At 54.8% G+C, this 24,616-nt stretch carries 26 protein-coding genes and 1 riboswitch; all 26 genes read left to right on the top strand.

Annotation, left to right across the window (positions count from 1 at the left end):
* Positions 1-108 precede the first annotated feature (108 nt).
* A complete protein-coding gene (locus tag VXK30_RS05135) occupies positions 109-2,475 on the top strand; it encodes an endonuclease MutS2 (RefSeq protein WP_442867949.1) in 2,367 nt (788 codons plus the stop codon).
* 22 nt (positions 2,476-2,497) lie between these two features.
* Complete coding sequence (locus VXK30_RS05140; RefSeq protein WP_275712839.1) at positions 2,498-2,911, top strand: EamA family transporter; 414 nt, start codon at positions 2,498-2,500, stop codon at positions 2,909-2,911.
* Between the two features lie 61 nt (positions 2,912-2,972).
* Complete coding sequence (locus VXK30_RS05145) at positions 2,973-3,599, top strand: hypothetical protein (protein WP_275712837.1); 627 nt, start codon at positions 2,973-2,975, stop codon at positions 3,597-3,599.
* 127 nt (positions 3,600-3,726) lie between these two features.
* Positions 3,727-4,089 (top strand): YlxM family DNA-binding protein, encoded by a 363-nt coding sequence (gene ylxM / locus VXK30_RS05150; RefSeq protein ID WP_275712836.1) that lies wholly within the window; start codon positions 3,727-3,729, stop codon positions 4,087-4,089.
* Between the two features lie 15 nt (positions 4,090-4,104).
* Positions 4,105-5,430 carry a signal recognition particle protein gene (gene ffh, locus VXK30_RS05155; protein WP_275712835.1) on the top strand — a complete coding sequence of 442 codons (1,326 nt, stop codon included), beginning with the start codon at positions 4,105-4,107 and terminating at the stop codon, positions 5,428-5,430.
* Positions 5,431-5,497: 67 nt separating this feature from the next.
* Entirely contained in the window at positions 5,498-5,740 is a 243-nt protein-coding gene (gene rpsP / locus VXK30_RS05160; protein WP_038323312.1) for a 30S ribosomal protein S16, read from the top strand.
* 17 nt (positions 5,741-5,757) lie between these two features.
* Entirely contained in the window at positions 5,758-5,991 is a 234-nt protein-coding gene (locus VXK30_RS05165) for a KH domain-containing protein (RefSeq protein WP_275712834.1), read from the top strand.
* A 90-nt stretch (positions 5,992-6,081) separates the two neighbouring features.
* Positions 6,082-6,178, top strand: a riboswitch (THF riboswitch).
* 65 nt (positions 6,179-6,243) lie between these two features.
* A complete protein-coding gene (locus VXK30_RS05170; RefSeq protein WP_275712833.1) occupies positions 6,244-6,798 on the top strand; it encodes a folate family ECF transporter S component in 555 nt (184 codons plus the stop codon).
* Between the two features lie 207 nt (positions 6,799-7,005).
* The gene (gene rimM, locus VXK30_RS05175) at positions 7,006-7,521 is read left to right on the top strand and encodes a ribosome maturation factor RimM (protein WP_275712831.1); all 516 of its coding nucleotides are present in this window, start codon (positions 7,006-7,008) and stop codon (positions 7,519-7,521) included.
* Entirely contained in the window at positions 7,511-8,278 is a 768-nt protein-coding gene (gene trmD, locus VXK30_RS05180) for a tRNA (guanosine(37)-N1)-methyltransferase TrmD (protein WP_275713214.1), read from the top strand. Before rimM ends, trmD begins: the two co-directional genes overlap by 11 nt.
* Positions 8,279-8,529: 251 nt before the next feature.
* Complete coding sequence (locus VXK30_RS05185) at positions 8,530-8,793, top strand: HPr family phosphocarrier protein (RefSeq protein ID WP_038323319.1); 264 nt, start codon at positions 8,530-8,532, stop codon at positions 8,791-8,793.
* 90 nt (positions 8,794-8,883) lie between these two features.
* Positions 8,884-10,740, top strand: a complete 1,857-nt coding sequence (gene uvrC / locus VXK30_RS05190; RefSeq protein ID WP_275712829.1) for an excinuclease ABC subunit UvrC — start codon at positions 8,884-8,886, stop codon at positions 10,738-10,740.
* Positions 10,741-10,808: 68 nt separating this feature from the next.
* Positions 10,809-11,360, top strand: a complete 552-nt coding sequence (rsmD, locus tag VXK30_RS05195) for a 16S rRNA (guanine(966)-N(2))-methyltransferase RsmD (protein WP_275712828.1) — start codon at positions 10,809-10,811, stop codon at positions 11,358-11,360.
* A complete protein-coding gene (gene coaD, locus VXK30_RS05200) occupies positions 11,357-11,857 on the top strand; it encodes a pantetheine-phosphate adenylyltransferase (RefSeq protein ID WP_275712826.1) in 501 nt (166 codons plus the stop codon). Before rsmD ends, coaD begins: the two co-directional genes overlap by 4 nt.
* Positions 11,847-12,323, top strand: a complete 477-nt coding sequence (locus VXK30_RS05205; RefSeq protein ID WP_329494264.1) for an ATPase — start codon at positions 11,847-11,849, stop codon at positions 12,321-12,323. The genes coaD and VXK30_RS05205 overlap by 11 nt, the downstream gene beginning before the upstream one ends.
* Before the next feature lie 237 nt (positions 12,324-12,560).
* Entirely contained in the window at positions 12,561-12,980 is a 420-nt protein-coding gene (mraZ, locus tag VXK30_RS05210) for a division/cell wall cluster transcriptional repressor MraZ (RefSeq protein ID WP_275712823.1), read from the top strand.
* A gap of 15 nt (positions 12,981-12,995) precedes the next feature.
* A complete protein-coding gene (gene rsmH / locus VXK30_RS05215; protein ID WP_275712822.1) occupies positions 12,996-13,922 on the top strand; it encodes a 16S rRNA (cytosine(1402)-N(4))-methyltransferase RsmH in 927 nt (308 codons plus the stop codon).
* A 41-nt stretch (positions 13,923-13,963) separates the two neighbouring features.
* The gene (locus VXK30_RS05220) at positions 13,964-14,461 is read left to right on the top strand and encodes a hypothetical protein (protein WP_275712820.1); all 498 of its coding nucleotides are present in this window, start codon (positions 13,964-13,966) and stop codon (positions 14,459-14,461) included.
* Positions 14,462-14,592: 131 nt separating this feature from the next.
* Complete coding sequence (locus tag VXK30_RS05225; RefSeq protein WP_275712819.1) at positions 14,593-16,812, top strand: penicillin-binding transpeptidase domain-containing protein; 2,220 nt, start codon at positions 14,593-14,595, stop codon at positions 16,810-16,812.
* 26 nt (positions 16,813-16,838) lie between these two features.
* The gene (locus VXK30_RS05230; RefSeq protein ID WP_275712818.1) at positions 16,839-17,339 is read left to right on the top strand and encodes a hypothetical protein; all 501 of its coding nucleotides are present in this window, start codon (positions 16,839-16,841) and stop codon (positions 17,337-17,339) included.
* Between the two features lie 81 nt (positions 17,340-17,420).
* Positions 17,421-18,428 carry a phospho-N-acetylmuramoyl-pentapeptide-transferase gene (gene mraY, locus VXK30_RS05235; RefSeq protein ID WP_275712817.1) on the top strand — a complete coding sequence of 336 codons (1,008 nt, stop codon included), beginning with the start codon at positions 17,421-17,423 and terminating at the stop codon, positions 18,426-18,428.
* Positions 18,429-18,664: 236 nt separating this feature from the next.
* A complete protein-coding gene (gene ftsW, locus VXK30_RS05240; RefSeq protein ID WP_275713212.1) occupies positions 18,665-19,768 on the top strand; it encodes a putative lipid II flippase FtsW in 1,104 nt (367 codons plus the stop codon).
* A 38-nt stretch (positions 19,769-19,806) separates the two neighbouring features.
* Positions 19,807-20,928, top strand: a complete 1,122-nt coding sequence (gene murG / locus VXK30_RS05245; RefSeq protein WP_275712816.1) for an undecaprenyldiphospho-muramoylpentapeptide beta-N-acetylglucosaminyltransferase — start codon at positions 19,807-19,809, stop codon at positions 20,926-20,928.
* Between the two features lie 65 nt (positions 20,929-20,993).
* On the top strand, positions 20,994-22,247 hold the full coding sequence (gene murA, locus VXK30_RS05250) for a UDP-N-acetylglucosamine 1-carboxyvinyltransferase (protein ID WP_275712815.1): 1,254 nt from the start codon (positions 20,994-20,996) through the stop codon (positions 22,245-22,247).
* A gap of 23 nt (positions 22,248-22,270) precedes the next feature.
* On the top strand, positions 22,271-23,251 hold the full coding sequence (locus VXK30_RS05255; protein ID WP_275712813.1) for a cell division protein FtsQ/DivIB: 981 nt from the start codon (positions 22,271-22,273) through the stop codon (positions 23,249-23,251).
* Positions 23,252-23,423: 172 nt separating this feature from the next.
* Complete coding sequence (gene ftsZ / locus VXK30_RS05260) at positions 23,424-24,515, top strand: cell division protein FtsZ (RefSeq protein ID WP_275712812.1); 1,092 nt, start codon at positions 23,424-23,426, stop codon at positions 24,513-24,515.
* Positions 24,516-24,616 lie beyond the last annotated feature (101 nt).

Raw genomic sequence — 24,616 nt, forward strand, 5'->3', positions numbered from 1 at the left:
TGAAATGGGAGGGGGCAGGGGGAGAGGATGTTTCGGCGGCCTTTATATCATGGATAAAGAAGACTTCATTTTCATAGAAATAGGTAGAGGTAACTTATGGAAGATACGATGCAAAGACATTACAGGGCTTTGGAGCTTGATAAAATACGAAAGCTGCTGGCGGCCGAAACGGCGTGCGAGGACGCGGCGGAGCTCGCTTTGCGGCTTACCCCGTCCGTTTCCCTTTCCGAGGTACAGCGGCTTCTGGCCGATACGGACGAGGCCTTTACGCTGATGGCCCGCTTCGGCGCGCCGTCCTTCGGCGGGCTGTACAACATGACCAATTCCCTGCGCCGCGCGGAGGCGGGCGGCACGCTCAACATGGCCGAGCTGCTGCGCATCGCGGGCGTTCTGCGCACGCTGCGCGGGATCGTGGACTGGCGCGCGAAAAGCGCGGGGGTAAAAAGCTGTCTGGACTGGCGGTTCGATTCCCTGATGCCCAACAAATATCTGGAGGACCGGATTTACGGCGCGATCGTTTCCGAAGAGGAAATGTCGGACAACGCGTCCGTTCAGCTCGCGTCCATCCGCCGCAAAATCCGTTCCGCGTCCTCCCGCGTCCGGGAACAGCTCGATAAAATGATTCGTTCCCCGCTCTATCAGAAATATCTGCAGGACCCGATCGTCACCCTGCGCGGCGGCCGGTTCGTCGTGCCGGTCAAGGCGGAGTTCCGGGGGGAAATCGCCGGACTGGTGCACGATACCTCCGCAAGCGGCGCGACCGTGTTTGTGGAGCCGATGGGGGTCGTCGAGGCCAACAATGAGGTGCGGGTGCTGCAGTCGCAGGAGCAGGCGGAAATAGAGCGGATCCTCGCCGAGCTTTCGGCGGAGACCGGAAACTTTTCCAGCGGGATCATCAGCGGGTACCGCGCCGCGGTGGAACTGAATTTGATTTTCGCCAAGGCGAGCCTGGGCTATAAGATGAAGGCCAGCCTTCCCGCGGTGAACGACAAGGGGAAAATCCTGCTGAAAAAAGCGCGCCATCCGCTGATTGACAAGAACCGGGTCGTCCCCACGGACATTGAACTCGGCGTTCATTTTGACACCTTGGTGATTACCGGCCCCAACACGGGAGGAAAAACGGTGTCGCTGAAAACGGTGGGTCTGCTTACGCTGATGGCCATGTGCGGGCTGATGCTGCCGGTGGCGGAAAACAGCGAGATTTCCGTTTTTCATCAGGTGCTGGCCGACATCGGCGACGAGCAGAGCATCGAACAGTCTCTGTCCACTTTTTCGGCGCATATGACGAATATCATCCGGATCATCGGTCAGGCGGATGAGAACAGCCTGATTCTGCTGGATGAGCTGGGGGCGGGGACCGACCCGGTCGAGGGCGCGGCGCTCGCGATGGCGATTTTGGAGGCTCTGCGCAAAAAGGGCGCGCGGGTGGCCGCTACGACCCACTACGCGGAGCTGAAAGCCTATGCGCTGCAGACAGACGGCGTGGAAAACGCGTGCTGCGAGTTCGACGTACAAACGCTGCGGCCGACCTACCGTCTTCTGATCGGCGTACCGGGCCGCTCCAACGCGTTTGCCATCTCTTTGCGCCTTGGTATGGAAGAAGAAATTGTGGAACGCGCGAAAGAGCTGGTATCCAGTGAAAATACACGGTTTGAGGACGTGGTCCAAAGCCTGGAAACCAGCCGCCAGAAGCTGGAGGGCGAACGCACCAAAGCGGAGCAGGCGCATCTGGAAGCCGTCCGGGCGCAGAAGGAGGCGCAGGAAATCCGCAGCGGCATCCAGGCCGAGGCGGACAAAGAGATCGGGAAGGCGCGCCAGCAGGCTTCCGAACTGGTTTCCCGTACCCGCGGGCAGATCGACGCCCTTCTGAACGAAATGGAAGAACTGAAAAAACAGCAGAACAAAACGCTCTCCGCAGAGCAGAAGGCAAGGCTGAAAGCCGGGCTGCGCGTTCTGGAGGAAACGGCCGATCCCATTCACGGCAGAAAGGACGAGGGCCCGTATGTGCTGCCGCGTCCGCTGCAGGTGGGGGATACCGTCCTGCTTTACGATATTGACAAGCAGGGAACGGTGCTGCAGCTGCCGGAGGGAAACAACCGGAACGTTCTGGTGCAGGCGGGCATCATCCAGACGAGGGTGCCGCTTTCCAATCTGCGGCTGGTGCAGGAGAAAAAAGGGAAGGAAAAGCGCAGGACGGTTACCAGAAATGTCACGGGCAGGGCGCAGGCAAAGGTGACGACCGAACTGGACCTGCGCGGGCAGACGACGGAAGAAGCCATTATGAATGTCGACCGGTTTATCGATTCGGCGCTGCTCAGCGGTATTGAGCAGCTCACCGTCATCCACGGCAAAGGAACGGGGGCCCTGCGCGCGGCCGTGCAGCAGCACCTGAAAAGGCACCCGAACGTGCGCAGCTACCGGCTGGGCGTGTTCGGAGAGGGAGAAGCCGGCGTTACCATTGTGGAATTAAAATAATGATCGGAGATGAGGCGGCGTGATGTGGGTTGTTTACGCAGTTGGGTCCGCGCTGTTTGCGGCTTTGACGTCGATTCTGGCAAAGATCGGTATCGAGAATGTCAATTCCAATCTCGCCACAGCGGTCAGAACCGTTGTGGTGCTGGTTCTTGCGTGGGGAATCGTCTTTTTTACCGGAGCGAATACCGGAATCAAAAACATTACACAGAGAAGCCTGCTGTTTTTGGTCCTGTCCGGCATCACAACGGGCCTTTCCTGGCTTTTTTATTACAAGGCGATCCAGATCGGCCCGGTTTCCAAGGTCGCTCCGATCGATAAATTCAGCGTGGTCATCACAATTGTCCTCGCGTTTCTGTTCCTGCATGAAAAGATAGACATGAAGACCATTCTCGGGGGAATTCTGATTACTGCCGGTACGTTCGTCCTGATTCTGTAAAGAGGGGGAGATTGTTCTGAAAACGACGCAAACCCGAAAAAAAGGGTCTCTGATCATTCTTGTGTCCGTGCCTGTTCTGCTGCTCGCGGTCGTCGGGATCCTGTTTGCGCTGGCTCTGAACGACCCCAACGCACCCCTTGCGCCAGGCGGGGAAACGGATTCTTCCGCGGTGACCGCAAAGCTCCTTGTCGCCGCCGGCACCGGAAAGCCGGCCGAGCTGACCGGAGAAGAGGTCGGTGCGCTGATGACCCAAAAGCTTGCGCAGAACGGACAGCGCGCCGTTTCCGGAGTGCGGCTTACCGTCAACAGCGACAACACCGTTGACGCCTATCTGCCCGTTTCCTACAAAGGGATGAAGCTGGGCGTCAGCGCCAACCTGACGGTCGGCTGGGACAGCGCGAAAAAGGAGATCCGCGCCGCGGTCAACTCCGTGAAAATCGGCCGTTTGCCGGTCGATCCCGCGTGGGCGCTTTCCCATGCCATGGATTCCCTTCCGAAAGGTGCCGGGCGGGAGGGCAATATCCTGTACCTGCCGCCGCCGATGTTCGGCACCTATGAAATGCCGAACGACGCCCCGGGCAGCATCAGCGGGCTGGAGGTCCGCTACAGGAAATTCCTGCTGAATTTTTCCGTGGATATGGCTAAACTGGAGGATTACCTGAAAGAGCAGCTGAAATCGATTCTGTAATCAATCCCGGTGAAAAATAAAAAGCGCGGCGCTTCGGCCTTTTTTCCTATTGACAAGCGCCGCGTTTTATTGTATAATTCGTAACTGTAAAGTTAATTACTTTACAGGCTGAATGGAGGGGTATCGGATGTCGAAAAATCTGGAAATATCGTTATTGCTTGATTTTTACGGGGATATGCTGACCGACAAACAGCGCGAGGTAATCGAATATTACTACAACGAGGATTTATCGCTTTCCGAAATCGCGGACAACCAGGGCATTACCCGCCAGGGGGTACGCGATTCCATCAAGCGCGCCGAATTTCAGCTGCTGGACATGGAGGAGCGCCTGGGCCTGGCCCGCCGTTTCCGTGAGATGAGAAGCGGTCTGGAGCACATCAGCTCCGCTGCCGAACAGATTAAAGAATACAACGATCATTACATATATTCCAATGAGCTTGAAAACAACGCGAAGCTGATTCTTGATATTTCCCAAAAGCTCTGCGAATAGGAAGGAGGGCCCCTGTTGGCATTTGAAGGTCTTGCCGATAAGCTGTCGGCCGCATTTAAACGGCTGAAATCAAAAGGAAAACTGAATGAGGCCGACGTAAAGGAAGCAATGCGCGAAGTCCGCCTTGCCCTTTTGGAAGCCGACGTAAACTATAAGGTCGCCAAAGACTTTACCAATACCGTGAGCGCGCGTGCCGTCGGCACCGAGGTGATGGAAAGCCTGACCCCGGCGCAGATGGTGATTAAAATTGTAAACGAGGAACTGACCGCTCTGATGGGCGGAAGCGACGCGAAGCTCGCCAGCCCTCCGTCCCCCCCGACCATTATCATGCTCTGCGGCCTGCAGGGCGCCGGTAAAACCACCCACGCCGGAAAGCTGGGGCTGATGCTGAAAAACAAGGGCCACAGGCCCCTTCTGGTCGCGTGCGACATTTACCGTCCCGCCGCCATCAAACAGCTGCAGGTCGTCGGCGAAAACGCCGGTGTTCCCGTTTTTGAAATGGGGCGGGAAGACCCCGTGAAAATCTGCAGGGCCGCCGTCAGGCACGCCAGAGACTACGGCAACGACATGGTCCTGATCGATACCGCCGGCCGTCTTCAGATCGACGAAGTCCTGATGAACGAGCTGAAAAACATCAAAAACGAGATCGGCCCGCACGAGATTCTGCTTGTGGTGGACTCCATGACCGGCCAGGAAGCCGTCAATGTCGCGAAAACCTTTGACGAGCTGCTGAACATCACCGGCGTGATCCTGACAAAGCTGGACGGCGACACCCGCGGCGGCGCGGCGCTTTCCGTGCGCGCGGTGACGGGCAAGCCGATCAAATTCGCCGGTACCGGCGAAAAGCTGCAGGACCTTGAAGTTTTCCACCCGGACCGCATGGCCTCGCGTATCCTCGGCATGGGCGACGTGCTCACCCTCATTGAGGACGCGCAGAGCAGGCTTGACCGCAATGCCGCGGAAAAGACCGCCCAGAAGCTGATGCAGAACAAGCTGGATTTCAACGACCTGCTCGACCAGCTGGTGCAGGTAAGGAAAATGGGGCCGCTCAAGAATGTGCTTTCCAAAATGCCCGGAATGGATAAACAGCTCAAGGACGTGGACATCGACGACCGTCAGATGGACCGTGTGGCGGCGATTATTCTTTCCATGACCCCCGAGGAGCGGAGCAAGCCGTCCGTCATCAACCCCTCGCGCAAGCGGCGCATGGCCGCGGGCAGCGGGATGAAGGTGGAGGACGTCAACCGTCTGATCAAGCAGTTGGAGCAGATGCAGAAGCTGGTGAAGCAGATGAAAGGCCGCGGAAAGCGGCGCTTTTCCGGCATGGGGATGCCGTTTTAATTGAATTCATCCAAGAAGGAATTCCCTTTTGGTGAAGATATTGATCAATTTGTGGAGGTGAAACATCATGTCAGTAAAGATTAGATTACGCAGAATGGGTGCAAAAAAAGCTCCTTTCTATCGTATAGTTGTTGCAGATTCCCGCTTTCCGCGCGACGGCCGTTTCATTGAAGAAATCGGCTATTACAATCCGCTCGAGGAGCCGTCCGTCGTGAAGGTGGATGCTGAAAAGGCCAAGAAATGGATTGCTAACGGCGCACAGCCGACAGACACCGTGAAATCTCTGTTCAAGAAACACGGCGTACTGTAATCGCGGAGGATAAAACAATGAAAGAACTGCTGATTGCGATTGCACAGGGACTTGTCGAAGACCCGTCCGCCGTTCGCGTGGACGTTGACGAGCCCAACGAGGAAGGAACCGTTGTTTATCACCTGCACGTTGCCGAAGACGACATGGGCAGGGTGATCGGCAAGCAGGGCCGCATTGCCAAAGCGATTCGCATTGTCATGCGCGCCGCCGCTACCCGCAGCAACGGGAAAGTATCCGTTGAGATTGACTAAGCGTTCAGGCAGGGCTGCAACAGTGCTGTTGCGGCCCTGCTTTGTAGAAACGCGCCGCCCCGGGTAACGGGGCAAACAGAAAACAATTATGGCAGAGTAGAATTTTGTGCGTTAAGTGCCGCCTGAACGGGGAGTTGTCAGGCGGACGAAAAGGAAACTTGCGGTACAAAATTCGCATCCCGCTGCTGCATACTCTGAGGATTCCCTCTTTTATGTAGCAGATGAATACACAACATAAAGGAGGAAATTTCTTTGAGTTTTTCTTTTCAGTCTGTTAAATCATCCGTTCAGGAGCTGAGGAACGTAACAACCATTGCAATGTGCGGGCTGTTGATCGCCTTAAATGCCGTTCTGGGCATTTTTACCGTACCCGTTTCCGACATTTTGCAGATACGGTTTTCCTTTCTGACCATCGCAACGTCGGGCTTTTTGTACGGCCCGGTTGTCGGCGGCATTGTGGGGGCCATCGGGGACGTGGTAAATTACGTGCTTCGCCCGGCGGGTCCGTTTTTTCCCGGCTTTACCCTGAACGCCTTTCTTTCCGGGTTCGTTTACGGACTCATTCTTTACAAAAAACCGGTGACGGTATGGAGGGTTTTGGCCGCCAATACCATTGTGATGGTTCTGGTGAACTTCCTTCTGAACTCCCTGTGGCTTTCCATCATGTATGGCAAGGCCTTTCTTGTGGTTCTCTCCGTACGCGTCGTGACAAATCTGCTTTTACTCCCGGTGAATGTGGCCATGCTTTATACGCTGCTGAAATTCGTTCAGAAAATCCCCGTCCTGCGCCTGAGAAAAACGCATTAGGCGTTTCAGGCAGCCGGTCAGGCAAAGCAACTTCTTTTTGGCTCCCTCTGTGAGGGAGCCGGCAGGCAAAGCCTGACTGAGGGAGTCTAATAAACCGGGGAGTTCTCGCTTTCGGGACGCCTGCGGCGATGCTCTCAGACAGTTACGCCGAATGGGCAGGTGTAGAAAAGCCGCCGCGGGGAATCCTATTGATTCATGGAGGATATTATGGTCAATCAGTTTTTGGAGGCGGGCAAAATTGTGGGGACACACGGCCTTCAGGGGGAACTGCGCGTGGATCCCTGGTGCGATTCGGCCGAGTTCCTGGCCCAGTTCAAAACGCTCTATTGGGACAAAGGCGCTCAAAAGCTGGAAGTCACTTCTTCGCGCGTCCACAAAACGCAGCTGCTTTTAAAGCTGAAGGGGATTTCCACCATTGAGCAGGGGGACGCGCTGCGCGGCAAAATTCTCTACATCAGCCGCGACGACGTGAAGCTGGACAAGGGCCGGTATTTTATGCAGGACTTGATCGGACTGGAGGTTTTTGACGCCGATACCTGCATCTACTACGGGACCCTGACGGAAATTATGCGCACCGGTGCAAACGACGTTTATCAGATTACGTCGGAAAATAAGAAGAACTATTTGATTCCGGCAATACCGGCAGTAATTATAGATATTAATATTACGAATGGTAAAATGCAGATACGGCCGCTTGGGGGGATTTTCGATGATGCGGATTGATTTTCTCACCCTTTTCCCCGACATGTGCGAGGCGGTCATGTCCGAAAGTATCATCGGGCGGGCGCGCAAAAAAGGCGCGATCGAGGTGTACTGCCACCAAATCCGTGATTATGCATATGATAAACATAACAGGGTCGACGACTGCCCGTTCGGCGGCGGCATGGGCATGCTGCTCATGGCGGAGCCGATTGCCCTGTGTATTGACGATTTAATTGAAAAGCTGGGAAAAAAGCCCCATCTGGTGTACCTGTCCCCACAGGGGAAAACCCTGACCCAGCAGCGTGTGAAGGAGCTGGCGCAGCTCCCGAATCTTGCGCTGCTGTGCGGCCATTACGAGGGAATCGACGAGCGCGTGATCGACCGGTACGTGGACGAGGAAATCTCCATCGGGGACTATGTCCTCACCGGTGGCGAGCTTCCTGCGCTGGTGCTGGCGGATTCGGTCTGCCGGATGGTCGGCGGGGTTCTTTCCAGCGAGGAATGCTTTCAGGAGGAAAGCCATTTTCATTCCCTTCTGGAGTATCCGCAGTACACCCGCCCGGCGGTGTGGCGCGGGGTCAGGGTCCCGGACGAACTGATGACGGGCCATCATGAAAATGTGAGAAAATGGCGTAGGCAGCAGTCGATTCTGCGCACTTTGCGGAAAAGGCCGGAGCTGCTGAAAAAGGCCGATTTGACAAAAGAGGATACGGAGTTTTTATCCAAACTGCTTTCCGAGACGAAAAAAACCGAAACGGAAAACGAAAACGAAGCATGAACCGAAAGAAAAATGGGAACAGTACAGCAGAGAAAACAAAAGTTTTCAACAATTATGGCACATTGCACAAAGCAATGCCGAACATAATCCACTCGATTCGGTCATCAATCCAAAGTTTTTTTATTTAGTTGACGGTATGCTGAATTGTGATATAATAACTGTGAATCATAGAAAAATAATAATGAAACTGATATTTTTTATTTATTAATGATGATGCGGAAACGACTTTCTGTTTAGGAGTGAATGAAGTAATGTGTGTTAAAGAAGTACTGGTTCAGAATCAAGTGGGCCTTCACGCGCGCCCCGCTACATTTTTTATTCAAAAGGCGAATGAATACAAATCCTCTATCTGGGTGGAAAAAGAAGAAAGACGCGTGAACGCGAAAAGCCTTCTGGGCGTTTTGTCCCTTGGTATTGTCGGAGGGACCACCATCCGCATTATTGCGGACGGCACGGATGAAGAAGAGGCGGTAAACAGCCTTGTGGAATTGGTTCAGTCCGGTTTTACCGAGTAATTTATTCTGCCAAACAGCACCGCTTAACCGGCGGTGCTTTTTTGTATTTACAACCCGTGCTGATCGGGTTGCGCAGCAGAGGAGGGTATCATGACAGACCATGAAAAACATATCAGGGAGCTCCGAAGCCGCGCCATGCGCCTTCCGCTCAGTCCCGGCGTCTACATCATGCACGACAAGTCGGGCAGGATCATTTATATCGGCAAGGCCAAGGCGCTGAAAAACCGCGTCAGCCAGTATTTCGGCTCCGAAAAGAACCACGACGAGAAAGTGCGCCGCATGGTCGCCAACGTGGAGTATTTTGAGTATATTCTGACGGACAGCGAATTCGAGGCCCTGGTGCTGGAGTGCAGCCTGATCAAGCAGCACACCCCGAAATACAACATCCTGTTAAAGGACGACAAGGGCTATCATTATATCAAGATTACCTCCGGGCCGTGGCCAAGGATTTCACAGGCGAAGCAGATCCTTGACGACGGCGCGAATTACATCGGCCCTTACGTCAGCTCGTGGGCGACCAAGGAAGCCATCGACGAGGCGCTGAAAATTTTCCGGCTGCCGTCCTGCTCGCGCAGGTTCCCGCAGGATATCGGCAAAGCGAGGCCGTGCCTGAATTATTATATCAAGCAGTGCTGCGCGCCGTGCCGCGGGAGGATCGGCGAGGAGGAGTACAACGAGTACGTGGAGGAAGCCATCGATTTCCTGCGCGGCGGCAGTGCCAAAAGCATGCGCCAGCTGGAAAAAAAGATGAACGACGCCGCCGAGACGCTGGAATTTGAACGAGCCGCGCGCATCCGCGACCGTCTGACGGCCATCAGGCGCATGAGCGACCGGCAGAAGGTGGTGGCCGCGCGCGTGCCGGAGCAGGATGTTATCGCGCTGGCGCAGGGCGCCGAAACAAGCTGCTTTGAAGTTTTCCGTTTTCTCAACGGCCGCCTCTGCGACCGCGAAACTTTTTTAATGGGGGAAACCGGAAATCCCAAGGTTGCCCGCGGGGAATTTATAGAGCGCTATTACACCATGCGCGACCGGATTCCGCCGCGCGTCTGTCTGGACGGCCCCGCGGAAAACACGGAGCTTCTGGGGGAATGGCTGACGCAGAAGGCGGGAAAAAAAGTGACCGTTACCGTTCCGCAGAAGGGAGAGCAGGCCCGGCTTGTGGAAATGTGCCGCAACAACGCGGCGGAGCAGGTGGCTCAGGCCACGGGCCGGACCGTGCGGGAGGCCTCCGCTCTGGACGAGCTCGGCCGGCTTCTGGGGCTGGAACAGCCTCCTCTCTATATTGAATCCTACGATATCTCGAACCTTGCCGGCAGCGAGAACGTGGCGGGCATGATCGTGTTTGAAAACGGAAGGCCGCTGAAATCCGCCTACCGGAAATTCAAAATCAAATCGGTGGAGGGGCAGGACGACTACGCTTCCATGCAGGAAGTAATTGAACGCCGCTTTCATGAATATTTCGACGCACAGGGAAAAAATATTACCGACGGCTTCGGACGTCTGCCGGACCTGATTCTGCTGGACGGCGGCAAGGGGCATGTCGGCGCGGTCCGGCCCGTGCTGGAAGCCGCGGGGCTGAAAATCCCGCTTTTCGGTATGGTCAAGGACGATAAGCACCGCACCCGGGCCATTGCGTCCGACGGGGGAGAAATCGCCATCAATTCCAACCGCAAGGCTTTTACGCTGGTTTCTTCCATTCAGGACGAGGTGCACCGTTTTGCCATTGGATACCACAGGCAGGCGCGCAAAAAGACGGCCATTTCCTCCGAGCTGACCTCCATCGGGGGCGTGGGACAGGCCCGCGCCAAAGCGCTTTTAAAGCACTTCAAGACCATCCGGGCGATCCGGAATGCCGATCTGGCGGAACTGTCCGCCGCGCCGGGCATGACGAAGCCGGCCGCGCAGAATCTGTTCCGTTATTTTCATCCGGAAGAGGAAAAAAGTTGACACGGCGCCTTTATAATGGGATAATAACGTTTATAGGATTATTTTGTAATTTTTAAGGAGATCCATATATGAGAGTAATCACCGGGTCTGCCCGCGGTTCGCGGCTGACCACACTGGAGGGCGAAAGCGTCCGCCCTACGCCGGAAAGGGTCAAGGAGGCGCTGTTCAGCGCCATTCAGTTCCAGATTGAGGGCAGACGGGTGCTGGACCTTTTTGCCGGCTCCGGCCAGCTTGGGATCGAAGCGCTGAGCCGCGGCGCAAAGCAGACGGTTTTTGTCGATGCGAGCAGGAATTCCATTGCTGTCGTGGAGAAAAATCTGGAGCATACCGGCCTTGCCGAAAACGCGGTGATCAGAACCATGGATTTCGCCGCTTTTCTGCTGCAGAACCGTGAGCGCTTTGACCTTGCGTTTCTGGACCCGCCCTACCGTACCGGGCTGCTTCAGCGGGCGCTGCCGATGACCGCACAGGTGATGAACACGGGCGGGACCATGATCTGCGAGCATCCCCGCGACGAGGAACTGCCGGAAACAGCGGGCGATTTTATCCGCGCCCGCAGCTACCGCCACGGCAAAATCCAGCTTACCCTATACAGACATAAGGACGTGACCGAATCATGAAAATTGCAATTTGCCCGGGCAGCTTCGACCCGGTTACCTTAGGCCATCTGGACATTATCAACCGGTCACGCAAGGTTTTTGACAAGACCATTGTCGCCGTTCTGGTAAATCCGGAAAAGCACACACTGTTCACGGTGGAAGAAAGAATCGAGCTTCTGAAACGCTGTACCTGTGAGATGAAGGATGTGGAAGTGGTCGGCTTCGACGGGCTGCTTGCCGATTACGCCCGCGAGCGCGGTGTGACGGCAATTGTCAAGGGACTGCGGGCCCTGTCGGACTTTGAATATGAATTTCAGCAGGCGCTTACCAATAAAAAGCTGAATCCCAATCTGGAAACCATGTTCCTGACCACAAGCGCCGAAAATATGTTTTTAAGCTCCAGCATTGTCAAACAGATCGCCCGTTTCGGCGGGGACGTTTCCAATTTCGTGCCGGAGTGTATTTTGAGCGACATCAAAGAAAGATTAAATGCAGGGGAGGAATCGCATGATGAGTGAGTTAAACACCGAAGATTTAATCGACGAACTGTACGATATGGTAGAGAAGGCCTGGAGTCTTCCCCTTAGCCGCGGACGCGCGGTGCTGGACGGCGACGAGGTAAAACAGATTCTTGATGAAATCCGCGAAAGCCTTCCGCAGGAAATCCGGCAGGCAAAGGCGATCTGCGCGGACCGCGCGCAGATCATCAGCGACGCGAAGCGCGAGGCCGAGACCGTCGTCCGCGTGGCGGAAGAACGCGCCAAGGCCATGGTAAACCAGGATGAAATCGTCAAACAGGCGCAGCAGAAGGCCAACGACCTGCTCAGTCAGGCGCAGGCGAAATTCCGGGAAATGCGCAAGGCCTCCAACGATTACATAGACGATCTGATGAAACGCACGGACGACGGTCTCGCCGCCAACCTTGCGGAGCTTCGCCAGACCAGGCAGAATATTAAAGCGTCCCAGCGCTCCGGTCAAAATTAAACAAAATTTTCCAATTTTTTAAAAACCACGGTACAAGATATTGTATCGTGGTTTTTTTACTGCACCAATATAGGATTTTATATGCAAAAACAAGGGAATTTGGTTGACATAATCAAAAAAATAACAGTTGCATTTTAAAAATAAATACGCTATAATCAAAACACAAGTGGTGAAAGGTGGGGGTAAGTAGCACAAAGTGGTTTTCAAGACGTGCTTTTACCCGAAAAGTGGCTTGCAATGTTGATCGGCGAGTACCAACATAATATAGACACGAAAGGCCGTGTGATCGTTCCGGCCAGATTCCGTGAGGATCTGGGCGAGCATTTTTACATCACAAAGGGGCTGGACGGCTGCCTGTTTGTGCTTTCACCCGAGGAGTGGACAAGGCTTCAGGACAAGGTAAAGGCAATGCCGATTTCCAAAGCGAGAGGCCTTCAGCGCTTTTTCTTTTCCGGCGCGGCGGAAGTCGAACCGGACAAGCAGGGGCGTATCCTCATTCCGCAGGTCCTGCGCGACCACGCGCAGCTTACAAAGGACGTGACCTTCATCGGTACGTCCAGCCGGGCGGAAATTTGGGACAGCAAACGCTGGAATGACTTCAATTCCAACTTGACAGAGGAAAGCATAGCCGAGGCAATGGATATGCTTGAGCTTTAAGCGGGCGGTATCAGTATGGAATTTCTTCATAAGCCGGTTTTGTTCGATGAAACCATTGAAAGCCTCGATATTCATCCGGACGGCGTTTATATTGACGGGACCGCGGGCGGCGGAGGGCATTCGCAGGCCATTGCGGACCGGCTGACTACGGGCAGGCTCCTTTCCATCGATCAGGACCCCGACGCGGTCAAAGCCGTGACCGAAAGGCTGAAAGCCTACCGCTGTTCCACTGTTTATCAGGCGAATTTCTCCGAAATGGCCGAAGTGGCGGCAAGCCTGAAGCTTGTCCCCGCCGACGGCGTTTTACTCGATATAGGGGTGTCCTCCTATCAGCTGGACAACCCGGAGCGCGGGTTCTCCTACCATTCGGACGCGCCCCTTGACATGCGCATGAGCCAAACGGGCGTTTCCGCCGCGGATCTGGTCAACAGCCTCTCGTGGCAGGAGCTTGCGCAGATCATCAGCCGTTACGGCGAAGACAGGAATGCGCGCGGCATTGCGAAGGGAATCGTAAAGGCCCGGGAACAGAAACCGATTCAGACGACCCTTGCGCTTGCGGAGATCATCAAGGAATCCGTCCCCGCGGCGGTCCGCCGCGAACAGGGGCATCCCGCGAGGAAAACCTTTCAGGCGCTCAGAATCGCGGTCAACGGGGAACTGGACAGGCTGTCCGAAGGACTGGACGCCGCGTTTTCCATCTTAAAGCCCGGCGGAAGACTCGCGGTCATTACGTTCCATTCGCTGGAGGACAGAATCGTAAAGCAGCGCATGGCTTCCTGGTGTACGGGCTGTACCTGCCCGCCGGATTTTCCGGTCTGTGTGTGCGGCAAAAAGCCGAAAGCAGAGCTGCTCTACAAAAAAGGGCTTGCACCGGGTGAGGCGGAGCTGAAAGAAAATCCCCGCAGCCGCAGCGCAAGGCTCCGCGTCTGCATTAAATTGTAAAAAATCCATTTAAAATAAATTTTATGACAGGAAGTGAAAATATGGCTTCTCCAAACAGCAACGAAGCGTATGATTTTGCATTGTTTGAACCCAAACGACAGCAGCAGGGACCCGCCAGAAAAAGCAATATTATAGAACTTCCCAAGGAAAAACTGGAGCAAAACAGAAGGACAAAGATCGGCTTCTTCCGCGCCGTATCCACTTTCCTGACCTTTGCCATTATGGTCGGCATTGTGGGAACCATGGTTTACGGACAGGTACAGCTGACCGAGCTGACCGAGGACCTGAACGCCGCGACAAAAACGCTCAACGAAAGCGAAAGCGTCTATACGCAGCTTCAAATGAAATCCGACTCCCAGCTTTCCCTGCAGACCGTGGAAAACTATGCGACCAATCAGCTCGGCCTGAAAAAAATTGAACAGAATCAGGTGGAGCCGATCTCTCTTTCCAAGGGGGATAAAACGCAGGTTGTCCAGAAGAGCGGGGATGAAAACTGGCTCACTTCGCTTTGGAACTCTATCCTGCAATTATTGTCATAAAAAAAATAATTGATAAATAAGTATTACTACCCAAATTTGTTGAGATGTTTGGTTTGGTATGCAAAAAAAGGAGAGTTGAGAGCGAATCTTGACTCTCATTTTTGTAACATAGTCTTTTTGGAGGAACAGCAATGGCAAAAGGGACGACAATCAGAATGTGGCGCCGTACGATCTTTGTGCTGGTCGTGCTGATCGCCGTCGGCTTCGGCGCGATTATTTTCAGTCTTGCCAGACTGCAGCTGGTGGAGGGGGAGAGCCTTCAGACCCGCGCGGTCGACCAGCAGCTGAAGGATACCTCCATCAGCGCCCAGCGCGGTACGATCTATGACTGCAATATGAAGCCGCTCGCCCAGAGCGCCACCGTGTGGAAGGTAGTGCTGGAGCCCGCGTTTATCACGGATAAGAACCGGGAAAAAATCGCGGACGGCCTGGCGAAGATTCTGGACATGGACAAAAACGAAATCATCGAGCGCAGCAAGAAAAAAACATATTACGACGAGCTCAAGCGCAAGGTGGAAACGGATGTAAAGGATGAGGTCCTCAAGTTCAAGGCGGACAATGACATCGGCAGCGGAATCCGGCTGATCGAGGACTATAAAAGATATTACCCGTACGGAGCGTTCGCGGCTTCCGTTCTGGGCTTTACCGGTACGGACAGCCAGGGCCTTTACGGCATTGAAAAGCAGTACGACAGCTATCTGACCGGCGTGCCGGGAAAGCTGGTCACCGCGAAAAACGCCATCGGTACGGATATGCCCTTTCAGTATGAGCAGAAGGTGGAAGCCCAGAACGGTTCCAGCCTTGTGTTGACTATCGACGAGGTGGTCCAGCACTTCCTTGAAAAAAATCTGGAGGAAGGCGTTATCACCAACAAGGTCGGCAACCGCGCCTGCGCGATCGTCATGAATGTGAAGACCGGCGCGATTTTGGGGATGGCGGTCAAAGGGGATTTCGACCCGAACAATCCGTTTGTCGTGGCCGACCAGACAGAGGCCGCCCAGATTGCCGCGATGCCCGAGGGAAAAGAGAAAACCGTCGCGCTGAAAGCCGCGCAGGAAAAGCAGTGGAGAAACAAGTCGGTCAGCGATACCTATTATCCGGGCTCCGTTTTCAAAATGGTGACGGGTTCCTCCGCGATGGAAGAGGGCGTGGTCAATGAAAACTCGACCTTCTTCTGCAGCGGCTCCATCAAGGTGTCGGACAGAACGATTCACTGCTGGAGGTCGTACGGCCACGGCAGCGAAACCTTTGTGCAGGGACTCTGCAATTCCTGCAATCCGGTTTTCGTACAGCTCGGCGAAAGGCTGGGCCCCGACAATTTCTTTAAGTACTTTACCGCGTTCGGCCTGACGGCCAAGACGGGCATTGATCTGCCCGGCGAGTCGCGCAGCATCTATTATACCGCCGCCCAGCTGAACCCCGTGGAGCTTGCCACGGAATCCTTCGGGCAGAACTTCAGTATTACGCCTATTCAGATGATTACCGCGGCCTCTGCGGTCGCCAACGGCGGCTATATGGTGCAGCCCCATGTGGTCAGCCAGATTATCGACGCCGACGGCAATATCGTGAAATCCGCCGATACAACGCCGAAGCGTCAGGTGATTTCCACCGACATTTCCCAGCGCATGTGCAAAATCCTGCAGACCAACGCCACCATCGGCACGGCGAAAAACGGCTATCTGCCCGGCTACCGTGTCGGCGGAAAGACCGGTACGTCCCAGAAGATGGATGTGTTCCAGAAGACCGGAACCATGCAGTACATCGCGTCCTATCTGGGCTTTGCCCCCGCGGACGATCCGCAGGTAGCCATGCTGGTGTTCTTTGACGAACCGCACGGCGACAGCTACTACGGCGCCGCCGTAGCCGGCCCTGTTTTCTCCAGAACGATGGAGGAAATCCTGCCGTACCTCGGCGTGGAACGCAAATATACCGATTCGGAGCTGGCGAAGCTTGACGTAAACGCTCCGGATGTTGTGGGAAAGACCATTACAGAGGCCAAAGCGGATCTTGCCAAGATGAAGCTAACGCCGAAGGTTTACGGAAGCGGGGACAAAATTGTTTCTCAGGTTCCGGAACCGGGCAAAACCATTCCGCAGAACGGTACGGTGGTGCTGTTTACGGACGATTCGGGTTCCAGCAAGACGGTCACGGTGCCGAAACTGACCGGGCTTTCCCTTTCCGCCGCCAACAAGAAGGCCGCGGACGCGGGAATCAATATCAGTATCTCCGGTGCGGCGCTGACCAACGGGACCAACCCGGTATCCAATTCTCAAAGTATTGCCGAGGGCACCAAGGTGGCACCCGGAACAGTGGTAACCGTCGGATTTATAGAGCCGAATCAGGTGGAGTAATCATTTAGAGCAGGGGGATGACAATTTTGGCAAACTTTCATTCAGCGAAAAAGCTGATTGCTGTAAGCGATAAAAAGGGGCATACTATTTCGGTGCTGAACGATATTCTGGCTTTCTGCGGCCACGAAAATTATTTGCTCGCGCCGGCGGGGGAAAGTGTTCCGGAAGATGTGCAGCCTGCGGTTCTGCTCCTCTGCGACGCCCAGCGCCCGGCTGCCGACGGATTTGCGGTCTGCGTGGCGGACTACGCCTTTTCCGCCATGCCTGAAATCGCCGCCCTGAAGCCGCTTACTTATTCCACGGTCAGCGACAGCGCGGACTTTACGGCGAGAAATATCCGGAAGCTTCCGGAAGGGTTTGCCGCCTTTGAAATGATCGGGGTCGGCGTGATCGGCCGGGTCAGGCTCGCGGCCGACAGCCTGGACTGGGTCGGTCCCGCGCTGGCCGCCGCCGCGGCGGCGATTGCCTGCGGGATTTCGTTTGCCGAGGTGCTCGACGCGCTGAACAGCCTTCAAATCGGGGATTAAAAAAACAAAAGAATTATGGTATAATAAAATGCTTGTACTTTGCGTGCGGGCGACAACGATAAAAAGGTGGAGTCAGAACATATGAACTCGGTTTGGATCATTTCCACGGTTATTCTTTCCTTTGGAATCACCGCTCTGCTCGGCAGATGGATGGTACCTTTTCTGCATAAGATCAATTTCGGCCAGACGATCCGTGAGGTCGGTCCCAGGTGGCACCAGAAGAAAAACGGTACCCCGACGATGGGCGGCTTTATGTTTATGATCGGGATTGTCGCCGCCGTTCTGGTCTGTGTGCCGCTTTATTACAGCGTGACCGAAAAGAATTCCTTGGAAATGATGATGAGGACGAAAGTTTTCGGCGGCCTGCTGATGGCAATCGGCTTTGGGGCGGTCGGATTTTTCGACGATTATATCAAGGTTGTCAAAAAGCGCAATCTGGGACTGAACGTGCGGCAGAAGCTCGTTCTGCAGTTTATCATCGCGGCCGCCTATCTCTATTCGCTGCGCCTGGCCGGAAGCACCTCCGCCACGCTGATTCCGTTTGTGGGCAGCGTCGATCTGGGCGTCTGGTACTGGGTCATCGCGCTGCTCGGCATTGTCGGAATGGTGAACGCCGTCAATTTCACGGACGGCATCGACGGGCTGAACGCTACGGTTACTTTTTTCGTAAGCCTTTTTTTCATGCTGATTGCCGGCATGATCGGCATTCACGGGATCAGTATTTTTGCCGCCGCCGCCGCGGGCGGGTGCCTCGGCTTCCTGATCTGGAACATGAACCCGGCGAAGGTCTTTATGGGGGACACCGGCTCGCTTTTTCTGGGCGGAATCGTGTGCGCTCTCGGCTTCGGGCTGAATCTTCCGATTTTGATTTTGCCGCTCGGTATTATTTATATCTGCGAAATTCTTTCCGTTGTGCTTCAGGTGTCTTATTTTAAGGCAACGCACGGAAAGCGGCTCTTTAAAATGAGCCCGATTCATCATCACTTTGAAATGTGCGGATGGGGAGAGCTGAAAATCTGCCGCGTGTTCGGTCTGGTGACGGTGCTGTTCGGCATCGGCTCCGCCCTTCTCGTATATTATGGATTTTGACCGAATATTTTCGCCGTGTGTGCGCAGTATTTAATTGTGACAAATATTTTATTTCCCATATGCTTAAATAGACAGGAATGCATGCCCTGAGATGGAAAAAGGGGGATACCATGACGAGAACAAAAGAAAAAGACCATACCGCCCCCCGCGGTTCCCGGAAAAAAGAAGAGGACACCAGGGAGTCGGTACCAAACGGAATCCGGAAAAAGTTCCGGATCTTTTCCGTGCGTTCAGGCATGGATATGCCCTTTTTGTTTTTGATTCTCACCCTGCTTGTCATCGGTTTGGTGATGCTCTTTTCGGCGAGCTATGCCAACGCGTACTACCGCCATGGAAGCAGCTACTTCTTTATCAGCCGCCAGGCTGTCTTTGCGGTTCTGGGCGTTACCGCCATGATTTTTATCTCGTATTTCGATTACCACCATCTGCACAAGTTCGCCATTCCCTTTCTCCTTTTATCCTTTATGATGCTGGCCCTTGTGCTTTTTATGCCGCGTATCAACGGCGTTCACCGCTGGATCGATCTGGGGCCGTTAGGGCAGTTCCAGCCGTCCGAACTCTCCAAATTCGCGGTGATACTGGTGTTTTCCCACCTGATTTCCCTCAATTTCAAACGGATGGATACCTTTCGGTACGGCGTTCTGCCGTATATTTTGATTCTTGGCGCCACAGTCGGCCTGCTGGTGCTGGAACCCCATATTTCCGCCACCGTCATTATGGTGCTTCTGGCCGGGGTGATGCTGTTTATCGGCGGGGTCCGCCTGCGCTGGTTCGGGCTTGCGTTCGGCGGCGCCGGCGCGGCGGTCGCTTACCTGGTTCTGTTTACGCAGAAGTTCAGCTATGCCAATGACCGTATTGTCGCCTGGCTGGACCCTTTTTCCACGGCGAGCAAGGCGATTATGGAGGACACCTGGCAGACGCGGCAGTCGCTTTACGCAATCGGCTCCGGCGGCCTGCTCGGGCTGGGGCTCGGCCAGTCGAGGCAGAAATATCTGTATCTTCCCGAACCGCAGAACGATTTCATTTTTGCGATCGTCTGTGAGGAGCTGGGCTTCATCGGCGCGCTGATCATCATCATCCTGTTTGCCATGCTGGTCTGGCGCGGCATCACCATTTCGCTCAAGGCCAAGGACAAATTCGGCATGCTGCTCGGGATCGGGCTGGTCGTTCAGGTCGGGCTTCAGGTGGTCCTGAATATCGCCGTTGTGACCAACACCATTCCGAACACCGGTATCAGCCTGCCGTTTTTCAGCTACGGGGGCACGTCGCTGGTCATCCTGCTGGCGGAGATGGGAATCGTGCTCTCCATCTCGCGAACGTCGGCGATTGAAAAAACTTAGCACCCGCCATTGGCGGTCAATATAAAAGGGGTATTGCCATGAAAGTTCTATTTGCCGGCGGCGGCACCGCGGGACATATCAACCCGGCGCTTGCCATTGCCGGGTATCTTCGTGAAAAGGAGCCGGACGCACAGATCCTTTACGTCGGCGCGAAGGGCGGGATGGAGGAACGGCTGGTTCCCGCCGCGGGTTTCGACTTTGAGAGTATCACCATTTCCGGCTTTCAGCGTAAGCTGAACTGGAAAAATATCAAAAAAAATGTAAAGACCGTGGTCCATGTTTTCACTTCGAGCCGGGAGGCCCGCAAAATCATTCGGGAGTTTCAGCCCGATCTCTGTGTGGGTACCGGCGGCTATGTGGCCGGGCCGGTCCTGCGCGAAGCGATGAAGATGAAAATTCCGTCGGTCATCCACGAGCAGAATGCGTTTCCGGGCGTGACCAATAAAATGCTCTCCAAACACGCGGACAGAACGATGCTTGCGGTATTGGACGCTCAGAAATATCTCGACCCGGCGGCCAGATGCGTCCTTACCGGCAACCCGGTGAGACAGGCCGTCATCCGCGCGAACCGGGAGGAATCCCGTAAAGCGCTGCATCTGGACGAGCGTCCGGTGATCCTTTCGTTCGGCGGAAGCCTCGGCGCCCGTAAAATCAACGAGGCCGCTGCCGACCTGCTCGTCAAAAGCGCCCGGACGGACCGTTTCCAGCATATTCACGGCTACGGCCAGTGGGGCGGATGGTTTCCCGACCTGCTGAAAGAAAAGGGGCTGAATCTGTCGGAGCATCCCCATATCGATGTCCGGGAATATATCAACAATATGCCCGAATGCCTTGCCGCCGCGGACCTTGTGATCTGCCGTGCGGGAGCAATCTCTCTCAGCGAGCTGCAGGCGCAGGGGAAGGCGGCTATTCTGATTCCGTCGCCCAATGTGGCGGAAAATCATCAGTATCACAACGCCATGGCCATGGTCAGCCGCAAGGCGGCCGCCATTTTAGAGGAAAAAGATCTTTCCGGCCCGGCCCTGTGCAAAATGGTGGACGACCTTTTCCGGCAGCCAGAAACCATCCGGTCGCTGGGGGAAAACGCGCACAGTATGGCGATTCTTGATACCAATGAACGAATTTACAAAATCATGAAAGAGGTATTGGCAGGCACCTGAGAAAGCAATTCACAGCAGAACAAAAGACCGCATAGTATGTGATTAGACTATGTGGGGGTGTTGTTATGTCAGAGCTTTTAATACAGGGACCGAATAAATTACAGGGTGAAATCCATATCCACGGCGCAAAAAACAGCACATTGCCTCTTATGGCGGCTTCTTTACTCTGTAGTGGCCAATGCATACTACATAATTGTCCTATTTTGTCGGATGTGGACACATCCTTAAAGATTTTGCGGTATCTCGGCTGCCATGTGGAACGCTCCGGCAGCGACGTGACCATTGACCCGAGCAGTGCAAACGAATATGAGATACCGGACCTTCTGATGCGTGAAATGCGCTCCTCCATTATTTTTTTGGGAGCGATCGTCAGCCGGATGGGCAAAGCGGAGCTTTCCTTCCCCGGCGGCTGTGAGCTTGGCCCAAGACCCATTGACCTGCACCTTCTGGCGCTGCGGAAAATGGGAGTCATCATTAACGAAGACCACGGCTGTCTGAAATGCAGCGCGCCGAACGGGATTCAGGGGGCCTGTATCAATCTGTCGTTCCCAAGCGTGGGGGCTACGGAAAACATCATCATCGCGGCCAGCCGCGCAAAGGGGACTACGGTCATCACCAACGCGGCGCGCGAACCCGAAATCTGGGATCTGGCCGATTTTCTGAATTCCTGCGGCGCGAAAATCCAGGGAGCCGGAGAAAGCACCGTCGTCATTGAAGGAGTCGCAGGCCTGACCGGGTGTGAACACAGCGTGATTCCCGACCGCATCGCGGCGGCAACCTATTTAACGGCGGCCGCGATCACCGGCAGCACGCTCACGGTTGCCAGCGTGATCCCCGAACATATTTCACCCGTTATCCCCGCTTTTGAAGAGTGCGGGTGCCAGATCGATATTCTGGGCCGCAACATTAAAATAACGGCGCCGAAACGGCTGGGAAGAGTCAAAAGCATCCGGACGATGCCCTACCCCGGGTTCCCGACCGACGCGCAGGCGCCGGTGATGGCAATGACCACGCTGGCGGACGGCACCAGTATTTTTGTTGAAAATATTTTTGAAAGCCGCTATAAGCATGTCGGAGAGCTGATGCGCCTGGGAGCCAACATCAAGGTGGAGGGGCGCGTCGCGATCGTCGAGGGGGTCAGCCGGCTGTCCGGCGCGCCGGTGGAGGCCGCGGACCTGCGCGGCGGAGCCGCCTTAGTGGTAGCAGGGCTTGCGGCGCAGGGCACCACGCTGATTTCCGGTTTAAAGCATCTGGACCGCGGCTACGAGAGCATTGAAAAGAGCCTGGCTATGCTGGGAGCGGACATTAAAAGAATTTAATCCCACTACCGGAGGAATTACAAATGGACAGGAACCGAAGAAACAGCAAGGATGCCATCCCGCGCGTTTACGACAAGAAAAGCGGGGAATACCGTCCTGTCTCCGAATGGGAAGAACAGGGCGCGGGCGCGCGCGTCGGCGCAAAATACGCTTCGCCGAAGCGCAGGGCAGATAACCGGAAAAGGCGCAGGCGAAGGTTCCTTCTGCTGTTTTACGTTTTCCTGTTTCTCACGGTGATTGTGGGGGCGGTGGTCGTTTCCCTGACCGTCCTGTTTAAAATAGAGACCATAGAGGTTTCCGGGACCTCCCGCTATCCGGCGCAGGAGATTGTGCAGGCGGGAGGAATCCGGAAAGGGGAAAATCTTTTCCTTGCCCATACCAAAAGCGCGGCGGCCGCCATCCAGCAAAAGCTGCCGTATATCGGCACGGCGAAGGTTTCCCGGCGCCTTCCTGCCAAGATTGTGATCGAGGTAACGGAGGAAGCCGTTTCCGGCGCGATCGAGTACAAGGGAAAATACGCGGTGGTCAGCGCAAACGGCAAGGTGCTTGAGCTGGCGGAAAAGATGCCGGAAAACTGCACCTCCATCAAAGGGCTTTCGCTTTCCAAAGCCGAGGCCGGGAAAGCTGTCGTTTACGCGGACGCTTCTCAGAAAGAGACCTTTCAGAGCCTCAGCGCCGCGATCAGCGCCAACAAGTTTGAAAAGATTACGGAGATGGATTTCAGCAATCCATACAAAATCCAGGTTGTCTACGACGGACGCATTATTATGAACCTTGGCCTGCCGTCCGATCTGGATTATAAACTCCGCTTTGCAAAACGTATTTTTGATGAGGGAAGAATCAAGGAGAACGAACGGGGCACGCTGAATCTTTCCGTAGTAGTGGAAGACAACAACGCCTTCTTTGATCCCAACTATTCGGTTTCCTCTCCCGCGTCTTCTTCCGCGTCTTCTTCTGCGTCCTCTTCCAAGGCGAGTCAGCCTTCACAAAATAGCAGTGGATAGTTCTTTTTATGAATATTAATATCCGCGAATTATACTATACTGAATAAGATAGAATTTTATTGAAATTGTGACCGATAAGTGTTAAATTAATATTATATAAAAAATATAATGTTTGCAGCCGCGGCAGCCCGCCGGGCGCGAATGATTACGTATATTAAGGGGGATGCAGCACATGTCTTTCGAGATTGACAATGACTTTGACAACATTGTGCAGATTAAAGTAATCGGTGTGGGCGGCGGCGGCGGAAACGCGATTGACCGCATGGTCACTATGGGTGTCCAGGGCGTTGAGTTTATCAGTGTAAATACGGACAAACAGGCGCTTTACCGTTCCAAGGCCACACAGAAAATACAGATCGGAGAAAAAGTCACGCACGGAAAGGGCGCGGGCTCCAAGCCGGAAATGGGGCAGAAGGCCGCGGATGAAAGCCGCGAAGCCATCGCGGCCGCCATCAGGGGCAGCGACATGGTTTTCATCACCGCCGGTATGGGCGGCGGGACAGGCACCGGCGCCGCACCGATTGTCGCGGAGATTGCGCGCGACATGGGCGTTCTGACCGTTGGAATTGTGACCAAGCCCTTTGATTTTGAAGGCCGGCGCCGTATGGAGCAGGCCGAAAGCGGAATTACCGCCCTGCGCGAGCATGTGGACTCCCTTGTTGTCATCCCGAATGAAAGACTGAAGCTGGTCAGCGAACAGCGCATCACCCTTATCAACGCCTTCTCCATTGCCGACGATGTTCTCCGTCAGGGCGTACAGAGCATTTCGGATCTGATCAAGCTGCCCGGCCTTGTCAACCTGGACTTTGCAGACGTCACCGCGGTCATGAAGGACGCCGGCTACGCGCACATGGGCGTGGGCAGGGCTTCCGGCAAGGATAAAGCGGAAACCGCCGCCAATATGGCGATTTCCAGCCCGCTTCTCGAAACCGCCATCAACGGTGCCAAGGGCGTCATTATCAATATTACCTCTTCGCCGGACATCGGTCTGGATGAAATCGAGACAGCCTCTTCCATGATTGCTGAACAGGCGCATCAGGATGCCAACATTATCTGGGGCGCGGCGTTCGATGAGAACATGGACGACGAAATGAGTGTTACGGTCATCGCCACGGGCTTCGCCACCACCAACGGAACGGTTTTCTCTTCGGACAAGCCGGAGCAGGACGCCAAACGGGACGAGCCCGCAAAGCCGGTCAGCAAGCCCAACCCGATCGACGACGAGGACTTCACCGACATCATGTCGATTTTTAACCGCAAATAAGTGAAACAGTACATAGCGGCCTTTCGGCGGATACGGGAACGTATCCGCCGTTTTTTGCTTTCTATCAAAATGCACGATAAAATCCGGTTAGAATTTGCCTA

Source organism: Caproiciproducens sp. CPB-2 (genome assembly GCF_036287215.1).
GTDB lineage: Bacteria > Bacillota > Clostridia > Oscillospirales > Acutalibacteraceae > Caproiciproducens.

Bases quoted from the DNA above. Each gene is read 5' to 3' on its own strand.
- VXK30_RS05135 (WP_442867949.1), top strand. From the start codon at position 109: ATGCAAAGACATTACAGGGCTTTGGAGCTTGATAAAATACGAAAGCTG.
- VXK30_RS05225 (WP_275712819.1), top strand. From the start codon at position 14,593: ATGGCAAAAGGGACGACAATCAGAATGTGGCGCCGTACGATCTTTGTG.
- VXK30_RS05140 (WP_275712839.1), top strand. From the start codon at position 2,498: ATGTGGGTTGTTTACGCAGTTGGGTCCGCGCTGTTTGCGGCTTTGACG.
- rsmD (WP_275712828.1), top strand. From the start codon at position 10,809: ATGAGAGTAATCACCGGGTCTGCCCGCGGTTCGCGGCTGACCACACTG.
- VXK30_RS05255 (WP_275712813.1), top strand. From the start codon at position 22,271: ATGGACAGGAACCGAAGAAACAGCAAGGATGCCATCCCGCGCGTTTAC.
- VXK30_RS05205 (WP_329494264.1), top strand. From the start codon at position 11,847: ATGATGAGTGAGTTAAACACCGAAGATTTAATCGACGAACTGTACGAT.
- ylxM (WP_275712836.1), top strand. From the start codon at position 3,727: ATGTCGAAAAATCTGGAAATATCGTTATTGCTTGATTTTTACGGGGAT.
- mraZ (WP_275712823.1), top strand. From the start codon at position 12,561: ATGTTGATCGGCGAGTACCAACATAATATAGACACGAAAGGCCGTGTG.
- murA (WP_275712815.1), top strand. From the start codon at position 20,994: ATGTCAGAGCTTTTAATACAGGGACCGAATAAATTACAGGGTGAAATC.
- coaD (WP_275712826.1), top strand. From the start codon at position 11,357: ATGAAAATTGCAATTTGCCCGGGCAGCTTCGACCCGGTTACCTTAGGC.
- VXK30_RS05165 (WP_275712834.1), top strand. From the start codon at position 5,758: ATGAAAGAACTGCTGATTGCGATTGCACAGGGACTTGTCGAAGACCCG.
- ftsZ (WP_275712812.1), top strand. From the start codon at position 23,424: ATGTCTTTCGAGATTGACAATGACTTTGACAACATTGTGCAGATTAAA.
- rsmH (WP_275712822.1), top strand. From the start codon at position 12,996: ATGGAATTTCTTCATAAGCCGGTTTTGTTCGATGAAACCATTGAAAGC.
- VXK30_RS05220 (WP_275712820.1), top strand. From the start codon at position 13,964: ATGGCTTCTCCAAACAGCAACGAAGCGTATGATTTTGCATTGTTTGAA.
- VXK30_RS05185 (WP_038323319.1), top strand. From the start codon at position 8,530: ATGTGTGTTAAAGAAGTACTGGTTCAGAATCAAGTGGGCCTTCACGCG.
- rpsP (WP_038323312.1), top strand. From the start codon at position 5,498: ATGTCAGTAAAGATTAGATTACGCAGAATGGGTGCAAAAAAAGCTCCT.
- mraY (WP_275712817.1), top strand. From the start codon at position 17,421: ATGAACTCGGTTTGGATCATTTCCACGGTTATTCTTTCCTTTGGAATC.
- trmD (WP_275713214.1), top strand. From the start codon at position 7,511: ATGCGGATTGATTTTCTCACCCTTTTCCCCGACATGTGCGAGGCGGTC.
- murG (WP_275712816.1), top strand. From the start codon at position 19,807: ATGAAAGTTCTATTTGCCGGCGGCGGCACCGCGGGACATATCAACCCG.
- rimM (WP_275712831.1), top strand. From the start codon at position 7,006: ATGGTCAATCAGTTTTTGGAGGCGGGCAAAATTGTGGGGACACACGGC.
- ftsW (WP_275713212.1), top strand. From the start codon at position 18,665: ATGGATATGCCCTTTTTGTTTTTGATTCTCACCCTGCTTGTCATCGGT.
- uvrC (WP_275712829.1), top strand. From the start codon at position 8,884: ATGACAGACCATGAAAAACATATCAGGGAGCTCCGAAGCCGCGCCATG.